Here is a 21,353-nt window from a genome sequence, read left to right on the forward strand (position 1 = left end):
ATATATCTTCCATAAAGCATATAATATGGAATATATTTCTAATTAATTATGAGTTATATATTTAATTTTATGATTCATATATATTAGACTTCTAGGACTTATATTTATAAACAGGAGGGAAAGACATTATGAATGAATTTAACAAGGTCACTAACATTGATACTTCAAAGCAATCAGTTGAAAAAACTAAAGAAAATGATGTGAAAAAGGATTTTCAAATTACACCTGATGTTATAGAAGAATGCTTATCGACATGCTTAGATTAGTATAATTAATTTTACATTAAATTGAAGCAGAAAGTATGCTGTCACTTAGTTTCTGCTTCAACTTAGAATTGCCTTAAATTTTATATTAGGACGATTTAAACTTATTTTCTAGTCTTTACTTTTGAGGCTCCCATATATAATTTCCATCTCTATTTATATAGCCTATCTTGTTATTTATCTCAACCATAGCTATGCCATCTATAAACTCGTAAGCTTCATCAAATTTAGGCTCTATTATCATGTTAGAGGACATATCTATATAACCCCACTTTTCTCCTATCTGTACTCCTATTAATCCTTCACTTATTATATCTACATTATCGTATTTAATAGGAATAACTACACTGCCATTTTTATCAATATAACCATACTTTCCATCCTTGCATACTGCTGCATAACCATCATAAAAGTCATCTGTTTCTTCATATTGAGGTTCTATAACCATCTCCCCAGATTTATTTATAAATCCACATCCATTACGGGTTTCCACAGCTGCTAATCCTTCACTAAAATCATTAGCAACCATATATTTAGCAGCTATTATGGTTTTTCCAGTCTTGTCTATATATCCATATCTTCCATTCATATCAACAGCAGCTAATCCTTCGCTAAAGCTGTGAGCATAATTATATTTAGGCTCTATTATTATGTTTCCACTCTTATCTATATATCCTTGTTTTCCTCCAATTTGAACTAAAGCTGCACCATCACTAAAGCTGTATGCATCAATAAATTTAAATGGAATTGCTTCTTTTCCTTCCCTATCTATATATCCCCACTGATATCCGACTTGAACTGCTGATAACCCTTCCCTAAAATCATTAGCTGCCTTAAATCTAGGTTCTATTACAAATTCTCCATTTTTATTTATAAAGCCCAGCTTTCCATTTATTCCCACTATGGCTAATTCTTCATCAAACTCCTCTGCATAATCAAACTTTGTATCGATAACTAAATTTCCATTATGGTCTATATATCCGTACTTTCCTTTTACCATAACTGGATAAAGTGTTTTGCTTGAATTCATACTAATTCCTCCTATATTTAAATGCTTATACTTATTTTATCATTTTTTATATTTTATTCTCCTAAAATATACCCTTATTTCGCAAATATTTAAAGATTTTTTTTTATGAAATATGATAGAATAATATCTAAACTTATTATATTTACAAATACTAAAAATAAACCTCTCATGTAGCAAGGAGATGATTAATTGAATAAAATATTAGAAATAGTATTATCTAAAGAAGCCCATAGAGAGCTAAAAAGTTTGCTAGATGCTAATAGCAAGGATTATTCCTGTATAAGGCTATCTTACTATAAAGGCTGCTGCAAAAGCTCTAATGTTGAAATATATTTGGATGATTTTAAAGATAAAGAAGAATATATATCACAAAACATAGATGATATAATATTTATATATGATGAAGAACTCATACGCAGTATAAAATCCATTGAACTTAAATATGAAAATTCTTCTTTTATGATAAAAGCTACTCCTTTGAATCCTGTCTCAAGGGATTGTTCTACCTGCAGTTCTGGATGCGGTTCTAAGGGAAACTGTGGTTCTTGTAGTGGATGCAAACATTAATATAAGGTTTGCCTAAAATAATGGAGGATGGATAAGATATGCATTATGTATTTGCTATATTAAGAGTATTAACATTTTTAAATCTCATTTTTGCACTTTTAATTATTTTTTTTGAACGTAGAAATCCTTCTGCTACTTGGGCTTGGTTAATGGTTTTAATTTTAATACCTGGTATAGGATTTATACTTTATCTTCTCCTTGGTCAAGATTTAAGCAGAAGGAAAATGTTTAATTTGAAAACCGAGGAAGATAGGTTTCACAAAAAACTTCTTATTCAGGGAAGACAACTTTCAGAAGATACCATGGAATTTCATGATAAAGAGATGGTTAAATATAAAGATATGGTATATATGCACCTGACTAATAGTCAATCTATCTTTACTCAAGACAATAAAGTGGAGATATATACTAATGGTCATGATAAATTTAACTGCTTTATTGAATTCTATTGAAAAAGCTCAGCATCATATTCATATAATATATTATGTTATTAAGAATGATAAAATTGGGAACAAAGTAATCAATGCATTAGCAAAAAAGGCTTCTGAAGGAGTAGAGGTTAGGCTTTTATATGATGCCATGGGCTGCAGAAGTCTTCCAAGACACTTTTTTAACAAATTGAAGAATTCTGGTGGAAAAGTAGCCTGCTTTTTCCCTTCTCTTCTTCCTCTAATAAATATACGCGTAAATTATCGAAATCATAGAAAAATAGTAGTTGTTGACGGCAGAGAAGCCTTTGTTGGAGGATTTAATATTGGGGATGAGTACTTAGGAAAGAATAAAAGATTTGGATATTGGAGAGATACTCATATAAAGATAATCGGAAGTGCTGTAGGTTCTCTTCAGCAAAGATTTTTGCTGGATTGGCGTTATGCTTCTCAAGAAAAGATAACATTTGATAAGGACTACTTTCCTCAAGTTAATTCTGATGGAAAAATAGGAATTCAAATTGTTTCTAGTGGTCCCGATTCTGAGTGGGAGCAAATAAAGAATGGATACCTTAAGATGATCCAATCTGCTAAGAAAAATATATATATTCAAACACCTTACTTCATACCAGATGAAAGCATTTTAGAGGCTCTAAAGATAGCTTCTTTATCTGGAGTTGATGTAAGAATTATGGTTCCTAGCAAACCAGACCATCCCTTTGTTTACTGGGCATCTCTTTCATATATAGGAGAACTATTAAAAACTGGAGTCCGCAGTTACACCTATGATAAAGGCTTTATTCACAGCAAGGTTATGACAGTTGATGGCAATGTATCTTCCGTAGGCACTGCCAATATGGATGTGCGAAGCTTTAAACTGAACTTTGAAGTTAATGCTTTTATATATGACAACAATGTATCTAAATCCTTAGAAGATATATTTGAAGAAGATATCCATGACTGCACAGAGATAACCAAAAACTTATACGCAAAAAGGTCTTTATATATTAAATTTAAAGAATCTATCTCAAGGCTTCTTTCTCCTGTATTATAAGATATCATCTTTAGTAACACATACCCAGCGTATGTGTTACTTTTTTATATTATGCAATACTTTAGATATTTTTAACTATATATTCTCAATCTCTTGTTTATATATTATCAATTTCTCTTCTTTCCTTCTTTTTATTTCCTATTTTTTCTCTCCTCTTTTCTAACTCATTCCTAATCTCATCGAGTTCTACACCCTTCTGTACCATAAGCACTAGAATATGATATGTTAAATCGCATATTTCATTTACAAGTTCTTCTTTATTACTGTTCTTTGCAGCAATAACAACCTCCGTACTCTCTTCTCCAACCTTCTTTAATATTTTATCCAATCCCTTTTCAAATAGATAATTAGTGTAAGATCCTTCTATTAAATTCTCTTTTCTATCTTTTACAACTTTAAATAACTCTTGTAAAACATCTATCTCTTTCATCTATATGCTTCCCCCTTTTCCCCAACAAGTTTTTAATATACTAGATATACCAAATACCAAGTACGCTAAACAACTATTTTTCTAATTCTCTATAAAAACAGCTTCTGTTTCCTGTATGACAGGCTGCTCCAATTTGCTCAACTTTGATCAAAATAGTATCCCCGTCACAATCTAAACTAATTGACTTTACATACTGATAATGTCCTGAGGTTGCCCCCTTATTCCAAAGCTCTTGTCTTGACCTGCTCCAAAACCAAGTGGTCCCTGTATCTATTGTCTTATTCAAAGACTCTCTATTCATATAACCCAGCATTAAAACCTCTCCGTTCTCAAAATCTTGAACAACAACAGGCACCAATCCATCCCCTTTTTCAAAATCCACCGCTTCTAACAATTCTTCTCTACTCATCCTAAATTCCTCCTCAAAACTTCCTAAACTTTCTAAACTCTCTAAACTCTCTTTCTCCACTTCTACACTCCCTAAACTTTCTAAACTCAGCGCAACACCTAAACTCTCTCAACTGCTCTTAAATCCTTACTTCTATATTTTCTTCCTTTAAATGCTCCTTAACTTGTCTTATGGTAAGCTCCCTAAAATGAAATAGTGATGCCGCTAAGGCCGCATCTGCCCTGCTCTTTTTGAATACTTCCGAAAAATCTTCAAGCTTTCCGCAGCCTCCAGAGGCTATAACGGGAATATTTACAGCTTTACATACTGCATCTGTAAGTTCTATATCGTATCCTTGCTTTGTTCCATCTGCATCCATACTGGTTAAAAGAATTTCTCCTGCACCTAATTTCTCCACTTTTTTTGCCCACTCTAATGCATCTAAGCCTGTATCTACTCTTCCTCCATTTATAAATACATTCCACCCAGAGCCATGTTCTCTTTTTTTAGCGTCTATAGCTACCACTACACACTGACTTCCAAACTTCTTTGACGCTTCCTCTATTAAATTAGGATTTCTTATAGCTGAAGAATTTATAGATACCTTATCCGCTCCAGCTCTTAAAATTTCCTTAAAATCCTCTATGGTTCTAATTCCTCCTCCTACTGTAAGAGGTATAAATACCTTTTCCGCAGTTCTTCTGACCACATCAACCATAGTAGCTCTTCCCTCATGGGTTGCTGTAATATCAAGGAATACCAGTTCATCTGCACCTTCTTTATTATAAAATTCAGCAGTAGAAACCGGATCTCCCACATCTTTTAAATTTACAAAGTTAACCCCTTTAACAACCCTTCCCATATCCACATCAAGACATGGTATTATTCTCTTCGTAAGCAATAACTTCACCTCTTTTTTAGGAATCATCTTTAAGATTTAATTATTTTTAAACTCATTCATAATCTCTTTAACTATTTCTATAAAAGTCTCCATTTCTTCTTCCGAACCTATGCTTATTCTCAAATAATTATCTATTTTTTCTTTATTAAAATGCCTTACTAATACACCTTTTTCCTTTAATCTAGCAAATAGTTCACCTGCATTATACAAAGCATGAGATACAAAAATAAAGTTTGCCTTAGAAGGTACAACATTAAATCCAAGCTCTCTTAGTTCTGCAGTAACCTTTTCCCTCGTATCAATTATCCTTGACACACATTCCTTAAAATACTTTTCATCCTTTATAGCCTCTACTCCAGCAGCCGCTGCAACTCTATCTATGGTATAAGAATTAAAGGAATTTTTTATTCTATTTAATCCATTTATAAGTTCTTCCTGCCCAATAGCAAATCCTAATCGAATTCCTGCTAGGGAACGAGATTTAGATAAGGTCTGTATTACAAGAAGGTTTGGATAATCTTTTATGAGACTAACTACTGAAGTCCCTCCAAAATCTATATACGCCTCATCAATTATAACTACCCTATGAGAATTAAATTCTAAAATTCTTTTAATTTCTTCTACATCCATATACCTTCCTGTTGGTGCATTAGGATTGGGAATTACAATTCCTCCATTTTCCCTAAAGAAATCGGTAACCCGTATTGAAAAATCATCTTCTAATTTTGCATTTATATAGTTTATGCCATACAGCTCAGCATAAACAGGATAAAAACTATAACTAATCTCTGGGAAAATAATAGTATCTCCGGGATTAAAAAAGGTTAAAAAAGATAAGGCTAAAACTTCATCAGAGCCGTTTCCAATAAAAACTTCACTTTTGTTTATATTATAATAATTAGCAACAGCCTCCCTTAACTCCTCACAATCAGGATCTGGATATAATCTCAAATCAGAGTTTGCAGCTTTTTTTATTGCCTCTAATACCTTTGGAGATGGAGAATATGGATTTTCATTTGTGTTTAATTTTATATACTTTCTGCCCTTGGGCTGCTCACCATAAACATAAGGTTCTATGGCTGCAGTAATTTTACTCCAATACTTACTCATGATTAACCCCCTTCAGTCTTTCACAGACTATCTACACAAATTTATAGCTTCTTTTAAATTTATATTCCCTGAATATATGCCTTTACCAGTAATAGCTCCATACGACCCCATTTTCTTAAGATTTTTTAAATCCTCTATACTTTTTATTCCTCCAGAAGCTATTATATTGCAGCTTACACTTTGTCCAAGTTCTTTAAGCTGTTCTAGATTAGGCCCTTGAAGTGTGCCATCTTTGCTTATATCCGTAAATATAATATTTTTAACTCCTATTCTCTCCATTTCCACTGCAAAATCTATATAATTAACTTTACTTACGTTAGTCCATCCATCAACAGCTACATATCCATTCTTTGCATCTATTCCTACTGCAATCTTTTCTCCATATTTATCAACTGCTGATTTTACAAGTTCAGAATTGTTAAGAGCTGCTGTGCCAAGTATTACCCTGCTTACTCCAATATTTATTAGAAATTCAATTGTTTCCATATCTCTTATACCACCGCCAAGTTCGACCGGAACCTTAACTTCTTTTATAATTTTAGAAACAATATCATAATTTACACCTCTTCCCTTTAGAGCACCGTCTAAATCCACCATATGAATAAACTCCGCACCATCTTCTTTAAACCTAAACGCCGTCTCTAGTGCGCTTTCTGATACTACTTCACTCTTATTAAAGTCACCTTTATAAAGCCTTACGCATTTTCCATCTTTCAAATCTATGGCTGGCAAAATAATCATCTAATCATCTCCCCAAAGTTCTTTAGCATTTTAAGTCCTACATCTCCACTTTTTTCAGGATGAAATTGCATACCGAATATGTTTCCTTTACTTACTACCCCAGGTACTCTGACTCCATACTCAGCATAGGCATTCAATATTCCTTCCTCCTGAACTTCTGCATAATAGGAATGAACAAAGTATACATAGCTTCCCTCATCTATTTCTCTTAGGATTTTGCTATCTTTATAGAACTTTAAACTATTCCATCCCATATGAGGAACTTTCAAGTTATTTTGTAAAGGCTTTATCTTTCCTTTTAAAAATCCAAGCCCTTTACTTAACTTTCCCTCTTCGCTTTCCTCAAACAAAAGCTGCATTCCAAGACATATTCCAAGAAGAGGCTTATCTTCTGCAACTGCTTTTTCTAAAATCCTATCTATTCCATGTTTTCTTATACTATCTATAGCATCAGGAAAAGCTCCCACCCCAGGAAGTATTATTCCATCACTGTTTAATATTTTTTCTTTATCATTTGTGATAATGGAATCTATATTTAATAAATCCAAAGCATTTTCCACACTTCTTAAATTCCCCATTCCATAATCCACTATAGCAATCATCTTTACCCCCCCTAAACTCTCTAAACTCTTTTCTCAACTCTCCACTTGCATCGCAGACGCCTCCACTTTCCGCTCTCTAAACTCCCTAAACTTCCTTCTCCATTCTCCATTCGCGCTTCAACGTCTCCACTCTCAATTTCCATTACAAGATTCCTTTAGTGGACATTACTCCTTTTATCCTTCCATCTATATCCACAGCTTCCCTAATAGCTCTGCCTAAAGCCTTGAATATAGCTTCTATCATATGATGATTATTCTTTCCATACAAAATTCTTCCGTGAAGAGTTATTTCTGCATTAAAAGCAAAGGCTCTTAAAAATTCTTCAACCAGTTCCGTGTCCATCTGTCCAACCTTATCCACAGTAAAATCACAGTTAAACACAAGGAAAGGTCTTCCGCTTATATCTATTGATACAGAAGCTAAGGTTTCATCCATTGGAACAAAAGAAGTTCCATATCTTTTAATACCTGCCTTATCTCCTAAGGCTTTTTTAAAACACTGCCCCAAAACTATTCCCACATCCTCTACGGTATGGTGTGCATCTACTTCCAAATCACCCTTAGCATCAATTTTCAAATCTAACAGTCCATGCTTTGTCATTAGATTTAACATATGATCAAAAAAGCCTATTCCCGTGTTTATATCATACTTACCTTCTCCATCTAAGTTAAGAGCTATATCTATTTCCGTTTCCCCTGTCTTTCTATATACCTGTGACTCTCTATTTACCAAAACTACCTTTCCCCCTTTTTTAATAGCTAGGACCATTGTGGATTAGCTAATTAATCTTATTGAAACCTTACCTTTATAGAGTTTGCATGAGCTGTTAATCCTTCTGTCTCTGCTATTGTTATTATATCGTCCTTAACTTTAGATAATCCTGCCTCTGAGTAATAGATAAAACTTGATTTTTTAATATAATCATCCACTGATAGAGGGGAGAAAAACCTTGCACTCCCGTTGGTTGGCAGTACATGATTTGGGCCAGCCATATAATCTCCTAATGGTTCTGGTGCAAACTTTCCTAAGAATATAGAACCTGCATTTTTAATTTCTCCTAAAATTAAAAATGGTTCCTCTACCATAACCTCTAAATGTTCTGGAGCAATAGTATTAGCTACATCTACAGCATCCTTTATATCTTTTACAATAAAAATCATTCCATAATTTTTAAGTGAAGTTTTTATTATATCCTTTCTCCATAAACCTTCCACTTGTACTTTTAGTTCTTCCTTTACTTTAAGAGCTAGTTCCTCAGATGTAGTAACTAAAGTTGAAGAAGCAAGCACATCATGTTCAGCTTGAGACATTAAATCCGCTGCTATAAGCTTTGCATCCCCAGTTTCGTCTGCAATAATGAGTATTTCACTAGGACCTGCAATCATATCAATATCCACAAAACCATAAACACTTCTTTTGGCCATAGCAACGTATATATTCCCAGGACCTACTATCTTGTCTACTTTAGGTATTGTCTTAGTTCCATAGGCAAGTGCTCCTACTCCTTGAGCTCCTCCAACCTTATATATTTCATCAACTCCTGCAATATCAGCAGCTACTAAAATATTTGGATTTATACTGCCGTCCTTTGATGGAGGTGTTACCATAACCACTTTTTTCACTCCAGCTACCTTAGCAGGAATTGTATTCATAATTACTGAAGAAGGATATGCAGCCGTCCCACCTGGCACATATATACCGACTACATCAAGTGGCCTTACTTGCTGACCAAGCATTATGCCATCTTCTTTTGTAACCATCCATGACCTTTGTTTTTGCTTCTCGTGGTAAAACTCAATATTTTCCTTAGCTTTCTTTATAGCTGATATAAAATTTTTGTCCACAGTTTCATAAGCTTTTTTGATTTCATCCACAGTTACTTTCATATTTTGTGCATTAATCACTTCACTGTCGAACTTATTTGTGTATTTTATTACGGCACTGTCCCCATTTTCCTTTACATCATCTAAAATCTTATCCACAGCTAAGATTATATCCCTCTGCACACTTTCTCCTCTGTTTTTTAAATTATTAATGTAGTACTTTTTATTATTTTCATCTATTTTTACTATATTCATCATATCTATGCCCCCTCTTATTTAAGCAATTGCCTTGCTAACCTTATCTATTAAATCCCCAATTTCCTTTCTCTTTGTTTTCATACTTGCTTTATTCACTATCATTCTTGCACTTATATCACATATATCTTCAAATATAAGTAGTCCATTTTCCTTTAGTGTAGAGCCTGTTTCCACTATATCCACAATAGCATCAGCAAGTCCAACTATAGGTGCCAGCTCTACTGAGCCCTCTATTTTAATAAGTTCAACATCTATTCCTTTTTTTCTAAAATACTCCCTTGCCACTTCTGGATATTTAGTAGCTATTTTCTTTCTGTTATATCCTTCATTTATATCAAACCCTGGTAGAGCTGCTAGAGAAAACTTACACTTCCCTACTTTCAAGTCTAATACCTCATAAAATTCTTTATTTTTTTCCATTAAGGTATCTTTACCTACAATACCTATATCTGCTGCCCCATATTCAACATAAGTTGTAACATCCGGTGCCTTTACGAGAAAAAAGTCTATATTATAATCTTCATCCTCACAATGAAATACAAGTTTTCGCCCCTTATCCTCTAATTCTTTTACATTTACCCCAATGGACTTAAATATATTAACAGCATGTTTTTCTAACCTTCCCTTTGTTAATGCTATTTTAATCTTCTTCAATTCCCCCTTGCCCCCTTTTTCAATTGAATTCTATTTTAAAATCCTTTAAATTTATATTTTTAACTTCTCTATCTTTTAGTTTATACAGCCTAATTTCTTCCTCTGAAATAAAAGTAATCATCTCATCCATATTGCTTTTAACTCCATATTGTAAAGACTTCTCTTCATCATCAAATAAGCTTATTTCACACACTACTTTCATATCTTGAATCTTATTCACAAGCTCATATGCTTTTTTTAAATAATTTTCCTTACAATATACAAGTACTCTTTTTTCTTTTTTAGGCTTAAAAATCTTCTGCCTTTTTAAAGTCATCATAATATTGTCTACATTTACAGCAAAACCTGTTGCAGGAAGATCTAGTCCAAATTCTTTTATCAGATTGTCATATCTTCCTCCGCTTAAGATGTACTCTCCAACCTCATCAACATAGGCCTTAAATATTATCCCAGTATAATAATCAATATTTTGTATCATCCCAAGATCGATAGATATATATGAACTTAGTCCTATTTCATCTATAATCCTATAAATTTTATAAACATTGTCCAATGCTTTAAGTGATTTATCATTCTTTGTAAGCTGTCTTGCCTTATCAATTATTTCAACATCACCAAATAGCTGAGGAAGTTTCTTTAAAATATTAATATTTTCCTCCCCAATTTCACATCTCTTATCCTCTAAAAAGTTGCCTAAAGTAACATAGTTCTTGTTTTCAATCAGCCTTTTCAATTTTTCCATCTCTTCATCATCAAATTCTATATTCTCAATCAATCCCTTAAAAAAATCTGCCTGCCCTAGCTCTATCTTAAAATTCCTGATTCCTAAACTTAGTAGTGCTCTTATAGCTGTTATTATCACTTCTGCATCTGACTTCAAATTCTTACTTCCTATTACTTCTATTCCTGATTGAGTAATTTCGCTCATTTTACCATTTAAGTCCTCAGTTATCCTAAATATATTTGATGTATAACACATCTTTATTGGATAAATACTTTCCTTTAATTTAGTGGAAGTAATTCTTGCTATAGGAGTAGTCATATCAGGTTTTAGAACTAATATTCTTCCTGAACTATCAAACAATTTATACATCTTTTCTTGTGAAATAGGCTGATTGCTTGAATTAAACACATCATAAAATTCTAATGTAGGAGAAGTTATCTCAGAAAATCCGCTGTACTTATAAATTTTTCTCAATGTATTCTCTATTTCTAATTTCATCTCACACTCTTCAAATAGAGTATCCTTCATTCCTTCTGGTATATATCTTTTCCATGTCCCCATATTGCCGCCCCTTTGCTTTATTAATTTAATGCTTTAATACACTAAATTAATTTTAAATAAATAATACCATTTACTAGTTGTAATTGTCAATATATTAAAGAAAAGTCTTTATACCTTTCGGCATAAAGACTTTCATTAACTATAAGGAATTAGAATAAGTTTTTGCTCATAATTTCTTTTAGCTTTTCGTTTTGTTCATATGTTTGAGCTACAGAATGTACACTAGGAATTCCTAAATCCATATCTCCCATAGTTTGATAGCTTCTAACAGCAGTTATATTATTATTTTCATAAAAATGAGGAACATTTATAGTATTACCTTTTGTTTCTGGAAGCGGTGATATATAGTTTGCCATCTTTATTTCCTCCCTTAGAATAAATGTTGAAATTATTGTTTTCCAGCATGCTGTATATAATATCTGATCTTTCTATACTGCTATTATCAAAGGTTATTGTAAACTTATCATTCGTATCTACCATTCCCATATAATCATTTATTTTACTATAATCGCTTAAGTTAATTTTCCCCACAATATCTAAATGATATTCTGACATAATTTTCTCCTTCTTAGTTAATTTCTTTCACCTTATTTTTTGCATTTCAACATTAAATATTCACATCAAAAGCTTGTATATAAAATATAAATGCCTAATAAGTATTAAGGTGCATAGCATCTATTTTATTAATTGATATTTGTATTCATCAATGGTACAATTTATTAAAGACCTAATTTAATTAAAGGGGGATTGTTTGTGAAAAATCTAAAAGGAACTAAAACCGTAGAAAACCTGATGAAAGCTTTTGCTGGGGAATCTCAAGCTAGAATGAAATATACTTATTATGCATCTCAAGCAAAAAAAGAAGGATATGTTCAAATATCAAATATATTTACTGAAACAGCTGACAATGAAAAAGAACATGCTAAAAGATTTTTAAAATTTATATTAGAAGATGAAAGTCTTAATGGCGCACCGCTAGACGTTAATGCATCATATCCTGTTGGATTAAGCGATACAAAAGCTAATTTAGCTTATGCTGCTAGTGGTGAAAATGAAGAATGGACAGAATTATATCCTGCTTTTGCTGACGTTGCAGAGGAAGAAGGATTTAATGATATAGCTGCAGCTTTCAGAAATATCGCTAAAGTTGAAAAAGCTCATGAAGAAAGATATAAAGCTCTACTCGCTAATTTAGAACAAGGAAAACTATTTAAAAAAGATGAACCTGTACTTTGGAAATGCAACAACTGTGGATTTATCTTTGAAGGAACTGAGGCACCAAATAAATGTCCTGCTTGTCTACATCCTCAAGGATATTTTGAAGTGTTAGCTAAGAACTATTAATGATAAATTAAAAAAATGAAGAGTAATCGCCTCAATTGCAGTTACTCTTCATTTTTTATGCTTTTCTAAGATTCTTTATTATTTGCAGCTTGTATAATTTTTTCAGCCTCGTTTGCAGGTACTTCTTCATATCTTTCAAATCTCATTTCAAAACTTCCTCTAGCTCCAGTAATAGATCTTAAGTCTGTAGCATACTTAAACATCTCTGCCATAGGAACTTCAGCTATGATTTTTTGCAATCCTTTAGATGCCTCCATTCCTAATACTCTTCCTCTTTTTTTATTTATATCACCTATTATATCTCCCATATATTCATCAGGTACTTCTACCTCAACATGCATAATAGGTTCAAGCAAAACAGGATTAGCTTGCTGAATTCCTTTTTTGTAAGCTAGAGAAGCAGCAACTTTAAATGCCATTTCTGAGGAGTCAACTGGATGGTAGGAACCATCATATAATGTAGCCTTTAGGCCTATAACTGGATAACCTGCTAAAACTCCATGCTTCATACATTCTCTTAAACCCTTTTCAACTGCAGGAATATATTGTTTTGGTACAACTCCTCCAACTATCTTATCTACAAACAATAAATCCTCTTCTCCATCATCTCTAGGCTCAAATTTTATCTTAACATCTCCATATTGACCATGACCACCACTTTGTTTTTTATGCTTACCTTGTACATCAGACTGCTTTCTTATAGTTTCTCTATAAGGAATCTTAGGAGGCTGAAGTGCTACATCTATACCAAACTTAGTTTTTAATTTATTCGCTATTATTTCTAAATGAGTTTCTCCAACTCCTGATATAATTGTATCAGCATTTTCTATATCTCTAGTTATCTTAAAAGTAGGATCTTCATCTAAAAGTTTATTTAATCCAGAAGATATTTTTTCTTCATCCCCTTTAGCTTTTGGAACTATAGCCATAGACATTACAGGCTTAGGGAATTTAATCTCTTCAAAAACCTTGCAATCTTCTTTTTCACATAGGGTATCACCAGTAGTTGTGAATTGTAGTTTTGTAACCGCGCCTATATCACCTGCAATTATTTCAGATGTTGGTATTTGTTCTTTTCCTCTTATGAAGTACATAGAAGTAATCTTCTCTTGCTTTTTCTTATTTACATTGTATACTACACTATCAGATTTAGCCTTACCGCTCATAACCTTAAAAATAGATAACTTTCCAACAAAGGGGTCTGCTATAGTTTTAAACACTAAGGCAGAAAAAGGAGCATTTTCATCTATAGGAACTTCAATATCTTTGTCATCTTTATTAGCTTTCACAGGTCTTAAGTCTTTTGGTGAAGGGAAACATTCTACTATATCTTCTAATAATGTATTTATTCCTATTCCTTTATAAGCAGAACCACAAAGTACAGGTGCAATTTCACCACTTTCAATTCCCTTTATAAGACCAGTATATATCTCTTCATCACTTAAAGTACCTTCAGATAAATACTTTTCTAGTAGTACTTCATCAGTTTCAGCTATTGCTTCCATTATCATTTTCTTGCACTCATCAGTTTTATTTATTAATTCTTCTGGAATATCTGCAACCTCCATTTGCTTAGTCTTAGGATTAAAAATCCTTGATCTTCTGGATATAACGTTTATTACACCTTTAAAATCATTTTCTTTCCCTATAGGATACTGAATAGGTACTACTGATATTCCAAATCTGTCTTTCAATTGAGATAATACTTTTTCAAAATCACTATTTTCTGTATCCAATTTATTTATAAAAAATGCTCTAGGCATATTATTTTCATTCACATAATTCCAAGCTTTTTCAGCTCCAACTTTTATACCTGATCTAGCAGATACAACTATTACTGCTGTATCAGTTGCTCTTAAACCTTCTATCATTTCGCCTACAAAATCAAAATACCCTGGCGTATCTACTATATTTATTTTTACATTTTCCCATTCACAGGGTAAAACTGATGTAGATATAGAAATCTTTCTTCTTTTTTCTTCAGGATCATAATCACTTATTGTATTTCCATCTTCAACTTTTCCAAATCTATCAATAGTTTTAGTGTAGTACAGCATTGCTTCGGCAAGAGTGGTTTTTCCTGATCCACTATGCCCTATAAAAGCTATGTTCCTTAAGTTTTGGACATTATAATCTTTCATAATGATTCCCCCTTTATTGATAACTTATTGGTTTAGTAATTATATTCTATATTTTAACTAAAATTCCTCTAAATATTCCAAAATATTCAGAATTATTAGTTAAATTTTTTATTATTGCTGCTTAATAACATTATTATTATAAAATGAGTAACTATATTACTCTTATATTGGCTATATTTTAAAACAATCAAAAATACCCTATGCTTTTTTAAAGCATAGGGTATTATCTATAAAATATAACTATGTAATTTATCAAAAAATAAAAATGGCTCCGCGAAGAGGATTCGAACCTCCAACCTATCGGTTAACAGCCGAGTGCTCCACCGTTGAGCTATCGCGGAATATTTACCTGGCGACGACCTACTCTTCCACACCGTCTCCAGTGCAGTACCATCGGCGCTTTGAAGCTTAACCTTCGTGTTCGGTATGGGAACGGGTGTTACCTTCAAGCCATAATCACCAGATATACTTAAGATTTTCGTTGACAAAACCTTTGAAAGATTGAATTATTCTTTCAAAATTGCACAGTGTACTTTATTTTGATCAAGTCCTCGATCTATTAGTATCAGTCAGCTCAATACATTACTGCACTTACACCTCTGACCTATCAACCTGGTAGTCTTCCAGGGATCTTACTAGTTAAACTATGGGAAATCTAATCTTGAGGTGGGCTTCACGCTTAGATGCTTTCAGCGTTTATCCCTTCCCGACATAGCTACCCAGCTGTGCTCCTGGCGGAACAACTGGTGCACCAGAGGTCAGTCCATCCCGGTCCTCTCGTACTAAGGACAGCTCCTCTCAAATTTCCTACGCCCACGGCGGATAGGGACCGAACTGTCTCACGACGTTCTGAACCCAGCTCGCGTGCCGCTTTAATGGGCGAACAGCCCAACCCTTGGGACCGACTACAGCCCCAGGATGCGACGAGCCGACATCGAGGTGCCAAACCTCCCCGTCGATGTGGACTCTTGGGGGAGATCAGCCTGTTATCCCCGAGGTAGCTTTTATCCGTTGAGCGATGGCCCTTCCATACAGAACCACCGGATCACTAAGCCCGACTTTCGTCCCTGCTCCACCTGTATGTGTCGCAGTCAGGCTCCCTTCTGCCTTTGCACTCTACGCGCGATTTCCGACCGCGCTGAGGGAACCTTTGGGCGCCTCCGTTACCTTTTAGGAGGCGACCGCCCCAGTCAAACTGCCCACCTAACAATGTCCTGTGACCAGATTCATGGCCTCCAGTTAGAATTCCAGTACTGTCAGGGTGGTATCCCAAGGGCGACTCCATAGAGACTGACGTCCCTACTTCTAAGTCTCCCACCTATCCTGTACAGACAATACCGAAATTCAATGCTAAGCTACAGTAAAGCTCTACGGGGTCTTTCCGTCCAACCGCGGGTAGCAAGCATCTTCACTTGCACTACAATTTCACCGGATTTGCTGCCGAGACAGTGCCCAAATCATTACGCCATTCGTGCGGGTCGGAACTTACCCGACAAGGAATTTCGCTACCTTAGGACCGTTATAGTTACGGCCGCCGTTTACTGGGGCTTAAGTTCATAGCTTCGCTTGTGCTAACTATTCCCCTTAACCTTCCAGCACCGGGCAGGCGTCAGCCCCTATACATCAGCTTACGCTTTAGCAGAGACCTGTGTTTTTGATAAACAGTTGCTTGGGCCTTGTCACTGCGGCCTGCTCTCGCAGGCACCCCTTCTCGCGAACTTACGGGGTCAATTTGCCGAGTTCCTTAGCAGCAATTCTTCCGACGGCCTTAGGATTCTCTCCTCATCTACCTGTGTCGGTTTGCGGTACGGGCACCATTTTGCTCCATAGAGACTTTTCTTGGCAGCATGGAATCAGATACTTCGCCAAAATAGGCTCCCCATAACACCTCAGACTTCGCGTTGAGCGGATTTGCCTGCTCAACATCCTAAGTGCTTAGACGCACATCCAATAGTGCGCACATCCTATCCTTCTGCGTCATCCCATTTGTCAAACGCATTATGGTGGTACTGGAATATCAACCAGTTGTCCATCACCTACGCTTTTCAGCCTCGGCTTAGGTCCCGACTAACCCTGGGAGGACGAGCCTTCCCCAGGAAACCTTAGATATTCGGCCAACAGGATTCTCACCTGTTTCTCGCTACTTATGCCAGCATTCTCACTTCTATACTGTCCACCGCTCCTTACGGTACAGCTTCAACCTGTATAGAAAGCTCCTCTACCACGTGTCTTACGACACATCCATAGCTTCGGTGGTAAGTTTTAGCCCCGGACATCTTCGGCGCAGGATCTCTCGACTAGTGAGCTATTACGCACTCTTTAAATGAGTGGCTGCTTCTAAGCCAACATCCTAGTTGTCTTAGAAATCCCACATCCTTTACCACTTAACTTACACTTTGGGACCTTAGCTGATGGTCTGGGCTCTTTCCCTTTTGACCACGGATCTTATCATTCGCAGTCTGACTGCCGGGGTACAAGTATATGGCATTCGGAGTTTGATAGGGTTCAGTAACTGTTGTCAGCCCCTAGCCCATTCAGTGCTCTACCTCCACTACTTAATTACCCGACGCTAGCCCTAAAGCTATTTCGAGGAGAACCAGCTATCTCCGAGTTCGATTGGAATTTCTCCGCTATCCACAGCTCATCCCATGGTTTTTCAACACCAACGTGGTTCGGACCTCCACGAAATTTTACTTTCGCTTCATCCTGGCCATGGATAGGTCACCCGGTTTCGGGTCTACGATATGCAACTAGTTGCCCTATTCAGACTCGGTTTCCCTTCGGCTCCGCACTAGAGGTGCTTAACCTTGCTGCATATCGTAACTCGCTGGCCCGTTCTACAAAAAGTACGCGGTCACACATAAAAGTGCTCCCACCGATTGTAGGCACACGGTTTCAGGTTCTATTTCACTCCCCTCCCGGGGTTCTTTTCACCTTTCCCTCACGGTACTGCTTCACTATCGGTCACTAGGTAGTATTTAGCCTTGGGAGATGGTCCTCCCTGCTTCCCACAAGGTTTCACGTGTCTCGTGGTACTCTGGAGTAGATCTGCTTCTCTTTTCTTTTTGCCTACAGGGTTATTACCTTCTGTGACTGAACTTTCCAGTTCTATTCGGCTAAGAAAATCGAAGATTTATGATCTATCCTCAACCCCAGAAACAAAGTTCCTGGTTTGGGCTCTTCCCCGTTCGCTCGCCGCTACTTAGGGAATCGATTTTTCTTTCTCTTCCTCTGGGTACTTAGATGTTTCAGTTCCCCAGGTGTACCTCTATATGCCTATGTATTCAGCATATAGTACTCAGCGTTAGCTAAGTGGGTTTCCCCATTCGGAAATCTGCGGATCACAGATTATTTGCATCTACCCGCAGCTTATCGCAGCTTATCACGTCCTTCATCGGCTCCTAGTGCCAGGGCATCCACCGTGCGCCCTTTTTAACTTGATCGTCATTCGTATATTTTCATTCCTGCTCCTTCGTTTCGTCAAGAATCTCTAAGCTCGCTCCATTGAAAATTTCTACCTCTTCGCATGCGTCATCCTAACGCGCTCAGAGCCTTGTTACGTCCTGTAACAAGATTACGAAATCTTCAATTACGCTCACTAAGAGCTTCTAAAACTCACTCAAGGTTTAGTCATGGAAAATATACTCATTCTTGGCTACTTAATGTTGTTTTGCTTTCGCAAAACTTTAAGTTTAATCAGCTTTACTTCTCATTGAAGTATTCTAGGTTTAATCTTTATATACACTGTGCAATTTTCAAAGAACAATTGGTGGGTCTAAATGGACTCGAACCATCGACCTCACGCTTATCAGGCGTGCGCTCTAACCAGCTGAGCTATAGACCCTAATGGTGGAGATAAAGAGATTCGAACTCTTGACCCCCTGCGTGCAAGGCAGGTGCTCTCCCAACTGAGCTATACCCCCATATTTTGAAAGACCTTAGTCTCTCAAAATTAAACAGAATTAAGAATCCAGCCTATGAAAGCTTTGCTTTCATTTCTCCCTAGAAAGGAGGTGATCCAGCCGCAGGTTCTCCTACGGCTACCTTGTTACGACTTCACCCCAATCACCAATCCCACCTTCGGCCGCTGGCTCCATAAAGGTTACCTCACGGACTTCGGGTGTTACCGGCTCTCATGGTGTGACGGGCGGTGTGTACAAGACCCGGGAACGTATTCACCGCGACATGCTGATTCGCGATTACTAGCAACTCCAACTTCATGTAGGCGAGTTTCAGCCTACAATCCGAACTGGGACCGGCTTTTGAGTTTTGCTCCCCCTCACGGGATTGCATCTTGTTGTACCGGCCATTGTAGCACGTGTGTAGCCCTAGACATAAGGGGCATGATGATTTGACGTCATCCCCACCTTCCTCCACGTTAACCGCGGCAGTCTCGTTAGAGTGCTCAACTTAATGGTAGCAACTAACAATAAGGGTTGCGCTCGTTGCGGGACTTAACCCAACATCTCACGACACGAGCTGACGACAACCATGCACCACCTGTCTTCCTGCCCCGAAGGGCTTCCTCCGTTACGAGTAATTCAGGAGATGTCAAGTCTAGGTAAGGTTCTTCGCGTTGCTTCGAATTAAACCACATGCTCCGCTGCTTGTGCGGGTCCCCGTCAATTCCTTTGAGTTTTAATCTTGCGACCGTACTCCCCAGGCGGAATACTTATTGCGTTTGCTGCGGCACCGAAGGTGGTACCCTCCGACACCTAGTATTCATCGTTTACGGCGTGGACTACCAGGGTATCTAATCCTGTTTGCTCCCCACGCTTTCGTATCTCAGCGTCAGTTATGGTCCAGAAAGCCGCCTTCGCCACTGGTGTTCTTCCTAATCTCTACGCATTTCACCGCTACACTAGGAATTCCACTTTCCTCTCCCACACTCTAGATATCCAGTATCAAATGCAGCGCCCAGGTTAAGCCCGGGAATTTCACATCTGACTTAAATATCCGCCTACATACTCTTTACGCCCAGTAAATCCGGACAACGCTTGCCACCTACGTATTACCGCGGCTGCTGGCACGTAGTTAGCCGTGGCTTCCTCCTTAGGTACCGTCATTATCGTCCCTAAAGACAGAGCTTTACAATCCGAAGACCTTCATCGCTCACGCGGCGTTGCTGCGTCAGGGTTTCCCCCATTGCGCAATATTCCCCACTGCTGCCTCCCGTAGGAGTCTGGACCGTGTCTCAGTTCCAATGTGGCCGATCACCCTCTCAGGTCGGCTACGCATCGTCGCCTTGGTGAGCCCTTACCTCACCAACTAGCTAATGCGCCGCGGGCCCATCTTAGTGCGGATTACTCCTTTGATTATCCTATCATGCGGTAGAATAATGTTATGCGGTATTAATCTCCCTTTCGGGAGGCTATCCCCCTCACTAAGGCAGGTTGCCCACGTGTTACTCACCCGTCCGCCGCTAGAATCCCTCCCGAAGGAGTTCTTCTCGCTCGACTTGCATGTGTTAGGCACGCCGCCAGCGTTCGTCCTGAGCCAGGATCAAACTCTCAATTTAAAAGATTACTAGAAATCTTCGATTTCGTGTAAGCTTTTACTCCTCAGCTCTGCTGAGTGAGTTTCCTTAGCTCTACTCATAAGTTATTGACTGGCATTTATTTACCTTAATTCTGTTTAATTTTCAAAGACCAATTTACTTTCGCTGTCATCTGACAGCTTATTTAGTATAACAAACTCGTTATTGTTTGTCAACACTTTTTTTAACTAATTTCTAATCTCTCTAATATTTAGTTGCTAAGATTTAATCATTAGTAACTAAGCTTTATAAAAGTGATCAATAATTAATCTTTGGTGTCTTAACGACAAAGACTATTTTATAATGATTTTTTGTTTTTGTCAACATTTTTTTACTCTTTTTTTATAAATTATATTGATATTATTTAAAATATAATGCATTAAAAAAAGCAGCCTATTTAGGCTACTTGGTGGAGATAAAGAGATTCGAACTCTTGACCCCCTGCGTGCAAGGCAGGTGCTCTCCCAGCTGAGCTATACCCCCATATGGTGGACCTTCAGGGACTCGAACCCCGGACCTACCGGTTATGAGCCGGTTGCTCTAACCAACTGAGCTAAAGATCCATGTTTTACCCGGCGGCGACCTACTCTTCCACACCGTCTCCAGTGCAGTACCATCGGCGCTTTGAAGCTTAACCTTCGTGTTCGGTATGGGAACGGGTGTTACCTTCAAGCCATAACCACCAGATATGGCTCCGCGAAAAGGATTCGAACCTTCAACCTATCGGTTAACAGCCGAGTGCTCCACCGTTGAGCTATCGCGGAACGTTATTTTGAAAGAATTTATTCTCTCAAAAT

General features: G+C 36.9%; 18 protein-coding genes, 6 tRNA genes, 4 rRNA genes and 1 pseudogene. 4 read left to right on the forward strand and 25 right to left on the reverse strand.

Annotated elements, in window-relative coordinates; translation table 11 throughout:
• Positions 1-128: 128 nt before the first annotated feature.
• Complete coding sequence (locus tag ACFWTK_RS04650; RefSeq protein WP_415874949.1) at positions 129-266, forward strand: hypothetical protein; 138 nt, start codon at positions 129-131, stop codon at positions 264-266.
• 115 nt (positions 267-381) lie between these two features.
• On the opposite strand, the gene ACFWTK_RS04655 is transcribed toward ACFWTK_RS04650, so the two are convergent.
• Positions 382-1,293, reverse strand: a complete 912-nt coding sequence (locus tag ACFWTK_RS04655; RefSeq protein ID WP_415874950.1) for a WG repeat-containing protein — start codon at positions 1,291-1,293, stop codon at positions 382-384.
• Positions 1,294-1,482: 189 nt separating this feature from the next.
• On the opposite strand from ACFWTK_RS04655, the gene ACFWTK_RS04660 reads away from it, so the two are divergent.
• Together ACFWTK_RS04660 and cls are read left to right on the forward strand one after the other, a co-directional pair.
• Positions 1,483-1,860 carry a hypothetical protein gene (locus ACFWTK_RS04660; RefSeq protein WP_415874951.1) on the forward strand — a complete coding sequence of 126 codons (378 nt, stop codon included), beginning with the start codon at positions 1,483-1,485 and terminating at the stop codon, positions 1,858-1,860.
• A 38-nt stretch (positions 1,861-1,898) separates the two neighbouring features.
• Positions 1,899-3,342: pseudogene (gene cls / locus ACFWTK_RS04665) on the forward strand (cardiolipin synthase).
• Between the two features lie 97 nt (positions 3,343-3,439).
• Here cls and hisE read toward each other — a convergent pair.
• The 13 genes from hisE to ACFWTK_RS04730 all read right to left on the reverse strand — a co-directional run bounded on the left by hisE (position 3,440) and on the right by ACFWTK_RS04730 (position 12,090).
• The gene (gene hisE / locus ACFWTK_RS04670) at positions 3,440-3,772 is read right to left on the reverse strand and encodes a phosphoribosyl-ATP diphosphatase (RefSeq protein ID WP_415874952.1); all 333 of its coding nucleotides are present in this window, start codon (positions 3,770-3,772) and stop codon (positions 3,440-3,442) included.
• A gap of 73 nt (positions 3,773-3,845) precedes the next feature.
• Entirely contained in the window at positions 3,846-4,181 is a 336-nt protein-coding gene (gene hisI, locus ACFWTK_RS04675) for a phosphoribosyl-AMP cyclohydrolase (protein ID WP_415875160.1), read from the reverse strand.
• Between the two features lie 118 nt (positions 4,182-4,299).
• Positions 4,300-5,061, reverse strand: coding sequence for an imidazole glycerol phosphate synthase subunit HisF (gene hisF / locus ACFWTK_RS04680; RefSeq protein WP_415874953.1), 762 nt, complete (start codon positions 5,059-5,061; stop codon positions 4,300-4,302).
• 36 nt (positions 5,062-5,097) lie between these two features.
• On the reverse strand, positions 5,098-6,171 hold the full coding sequence (gene hisC, locus ACFWTK_RS04685; protein WP_415874954.1) for a histidinol-phosphate transaminase: 1,074 nt from the start codon (positions 6,169-6,171) through the stop codon (positions 5,098-5,100).
• A gap of 27 nt (positions 6,172-6,198) precedes the next feature.
• Positions 6,199-6,912, reverse strand: a complete 714-nt coding sequence (gene hisA / locus ACFWTK_RS04690) for a 1-(5-phosphoribosyl)-5-[(5-phosphoribosylamino)methylideneamino]imidazole-4-carboxamide isomerase (RefSeq protein WP_415874955.1) — start codon at positions 6,910-6,912, stop codon at positions 6,199-6,201.
• Positions 6,909-7,514 (reverse strand): imidazole glycerol phosphate synthase subunit HisH, encoded by a 606-nt coding sequence (hisH, locus tag ACFWTK_RS04695; protein WP_415874956.1) that lies wholly within the window; start codon positions 7,512-7,514, stop codon positions 6,909-6,911. Before hisH ends, hisA begins: the two co-directional genes overlap by 4 nt.
• A gap of 20 nt (positions 7,515-7,534) precedes the next feature.
• Positions 7,535-7,657 (reverse strand): hypothetical protein, encoded by a 123-nt coding sequence (locus ACFWTK_RS04700; RefSeq protein ID WP_415874957.1) that lies wholly within the window; start codon positions 7,655-7,657, stop codon positions 7,535-7,537.
• Positions 7,657-8,247, reverse strand: a complete 591-nt coding sequence (hisB, locus tag ACFWTK_RS04705) for an imidazoleglycerol-phosphate dehydratase HisB (protein ID WP_415874958.1) — start codon at positions 8,245-8,247, stop codon at positions 7,657-7,659. The genes ACFWTK_RS04700 and hisB overlap by 1 nt, the downstream gene beginning before the upstream one ends.
• A 56-nt stretch (positions 8,248-8,303) precedes the next feature.
• Positions 8,304-9,596 (reverse strand): histidinol dehydrogenase, encoded by a 1,293-nt coding sequence (gene hisD / locus ACFWTK_RS04710; RefSeq protein ID WP_415874959.1) that lies wholly within the window; start codon positions 9,594-9,596, stop codon positions 8,304-8,306.
• An 18-nt stretch (positions 9,597-9,614) separates the two neighbouring features.
• Positions 9,615-10,250, reverse strand: coding sequence for an ATP phosphoribosyltransferase (gene hisG / locus ACFWTK_RS04715; protein ID WP_415874960.1), 636 nt, complete (start codon positions 10,248-10,250; stop codon positions 9,615-9,617).
• Between the two features lie 19 nt (positions 10,251-10,269).
• Positions 10,270-11,535 carry an ATP phosphoribosyltransferase regulatory subunit gene (locus tag ACFWTK_RS04720; protein WP_415874961.1) on the reverse strand — a complete coding sequence of 422 codons (1,266 nt, stop codon included), beginning with the start codon at positions 11,533-11,535 and terminating at the stop codon, positions 10,270-10,272.
• Between the two features lie 149 nt (positions 11,536-11,684).
• Complete coding sequence (locus ACFWTK_RS04725) at positions 11,685-11,891, reverse strand: hypothetical protein (RefSeq protein WP_415874962.1); 207 nt, start codon at positions 11,889-11,891, stop codon at positions 11,685-11,687.
• Positions 11,851-12,090 carry a hypothetical protein gene (locus ACFWTK_RS04730; protein ID WP_415874963.1) on the reverse strand — a complete coding sequence of 80 codons (240 nt, stop codon included), beginning with the start codon at positions 12,088-12,090 and terminating at the stop codon, positions 11,851-11,853. The genes ACFWTK_RS04725 and ACFWTK_RS04730 overlap by 41 nt, the downstream gene beginning before the upstream one ends.
• 198 nt (positions 12,091-12,288) lie before the next feature.
• Between ACFWTK_RS04730 and rbr the strand changes: the two genes are divergently transcribed.
• On the forward strand, positions 12,289-12,879 hold the full coding sequence (rbr, locus tag ACFWTK_RS04735; protein ID WP_061858339.1) for a rubrerythrin: 591 nt from the start codon (positions 12,289-12,291) through the stop codon (positions 12,877-12,879).
• A 65-nt stretch (positions 12,880-12,944) separates the two neighbouring features.
• Here rbr and fusA read toward each other — a convergent pair whose 3' ends face one another.
• The 11 genes from fusA to ACFWTK_RS04790 all read right to left on the reverse strand — a co-directional run bounded on the left by fusA (position 12,945) and on the right by ACFWTK_RS04790 (position 21,320).
• Positions 12,945-15,020: an elongation factor G gene (fusA, locus tag ACFWTK_RS04740; RefSeq protein WP_415874964.1), complete on the reverse strand. Its 2,076-nt coding sequence runs from the start codon at positions 15,018-15,020 to the stop codon at positions 12,945-12,947.
• A gap of 266 nt (positions 15,021-15,286) precedes the next feature.
• Positions 15,287-15,361 (reverse strand) — tRNA-Asn (locus ACFWTK_RS04745).
• A 6-nt stretch (positions 15,362-15,367) separates the two neighbouring features.
• Positions 15,368-15,484 (reverse strand): 5S ribosomal RNA (rrf, locus tag ACFWTK_RS04750).
• A 75-nt stretch (positions 15,485-15,559) separates the two neighbouring features.
• A 23S ribosomal RNA gene (locus tag ACFWTK_RS04755) occupies positions 15,560-18,463 on the reverse strand.
• Positions 18,464-18,787: 324 nt separating this feature from the next.
• A tRNA-Ile gene (locus tag ACFWTK_RS04760) sits at positions 18,788-18,864 on the reverse strand.
• A 3-nt stretch (positions 18,865-18,867) separates the two neighbouring features.
• Positions 18,868-18,943: transfer RNA gene (locus ACFWTK_RS04765), tRNA-Ala, on the reverse strand.
• A gap of 83 nt (positions 18,944-19,026) precedes the next feature.
• Positions 19,027-20,538, reverse strand: a 16S ribosomal RNA gene (locus ACFWTK_RS04770).
• A gap of 425 nt (positions 20,539-20,963) precedes the next feature.
• A tRNA-Ala gene (locus ACFWTK_RS04775) sits at positions 20,964-21,039 on the reverse strand.
• 3 nt (positions 21,040-21,042) lie between these two features.
• Positions 21,043-21,119, reverse strand: a tRNA-Ile gene (locus ACFWTK_RS04780).
• Positions 21,120-21,126: 7 nt separating this feature from the next.
• Positions 21,127-21,243: ribosomal RNA gene (gene rrf / locus ACFWTK_RS04785) — 5S ribosomal RNA — on the reverse strand.
• The 16S, 23S and 5S rRNA genes sit together here with 6 tRNA genes alongside, the layout of an rRNA operon.
• Before the next feature lie 2 nt (positions 21,244-21,245).
• Positions 21,246-21,320, reverse strand: a tRNA-Asn gene (locus ACFWTK_RS04790).
• Positions 21,321-21,353 lie beyond the last annotated feature (33 nt).

The sequence above is a fragment of the Clostridium sp. genome (assembly GCF_047777555.1).
Classification (GTDB): Bacteria; Bacillota; Clostridia; order Clostridiales; family Clostridiaceae; genus Clostridium_H.

Bases quoted from the DNA above. Each gene is read 5' to 3' on its own strand.
- ACFWTK_RS04650 (WP_415874949.1), top strand. From the start codon at position 129: ATGAATGAATTTAACAAGGTCACTAACATTGATACTTCAAAGCAATCA.
- hisI (WP_415875160.1), bottom strand. From the start codon at position 4,181: ATGAGTAGAGAAGAATTGTTAGAAGCGGTGGATTTTGAAAAAGGGGAT.
- hisE (WP_415874952.1), bottom strand. From the start codon at position 3,772: ATGAAAGAGATAGATGTTTTACAAGAGTTATTTAAAGTTGTAAAAGAT.
- ACFWTK_RS04720 (WP_415874961.1), bottom strand. From the start codon at position 11,535: ATGGGGACATGGAAAAGATATATACCAGAAGGAATGAAGGATACTCTA.
- ACFWTK_RS04700 (WP_415874957.1), bottom strand. From the start codon at position 7,657: ATGGAAATTGAGAGTGGAGACGTTGAAGCGCGAATGGAGAATGGAGAA.
- ACFWTK_RS04730 (WP_415874963.1), bottom strand. From the start codon at position 12,090: ATGTCAGAATATCATTTAGATATTGTGGGGAAAATTAACTTAAGCGAT.
- ACFWTK_RS04725 (WP_415874962.1), bottom strand. From the start codon at position 11,891: ATGGCAAACTATATATCACCGCTTCCAGAAACAAAAGGTAATACTATA.
- hisH (WP_415874956.1), bottom strand. From the start codon at position 7,514: ATGATTGCTATAGTGGATTATGGAATGGGGAATTTAAGAAGTGTGGAA.
- hisA (WP_415874955.1), bottom strand. From the start codon at position 6,912: ATGATTATTTTGCCAGCCATAGATTTGAAAGATGGAAAATGCGTAAGG.
- hisC (WP_415874954.1), bottom strand. From the start codon at position 6,171: ATGAGTAAGTATTGGAGTAAAATTACTGCAGCCATAGAACCTTATGTT.
- ACFWTK_RS04655 (WP_415874950.1), bottom strand. From the start codon at position 1,293: ATGAATTCAAGCAAAACACTTTATCCAGTTATGGTAAAAGGAAAGTAC.
- fusA (WP_415874964.1), bottom strand. From the start codon at position 15,020: ATGAAAGATTATAATGTCCAAAACTTAAGGAACATAGCTTTTATAGGG.
- hisD (WP_415874959.1), bottom strand. From the start codon at position 9,596: ATGATGAATATAGTAAAAATAGATGAAAATAATAAAAAGTACTACATT.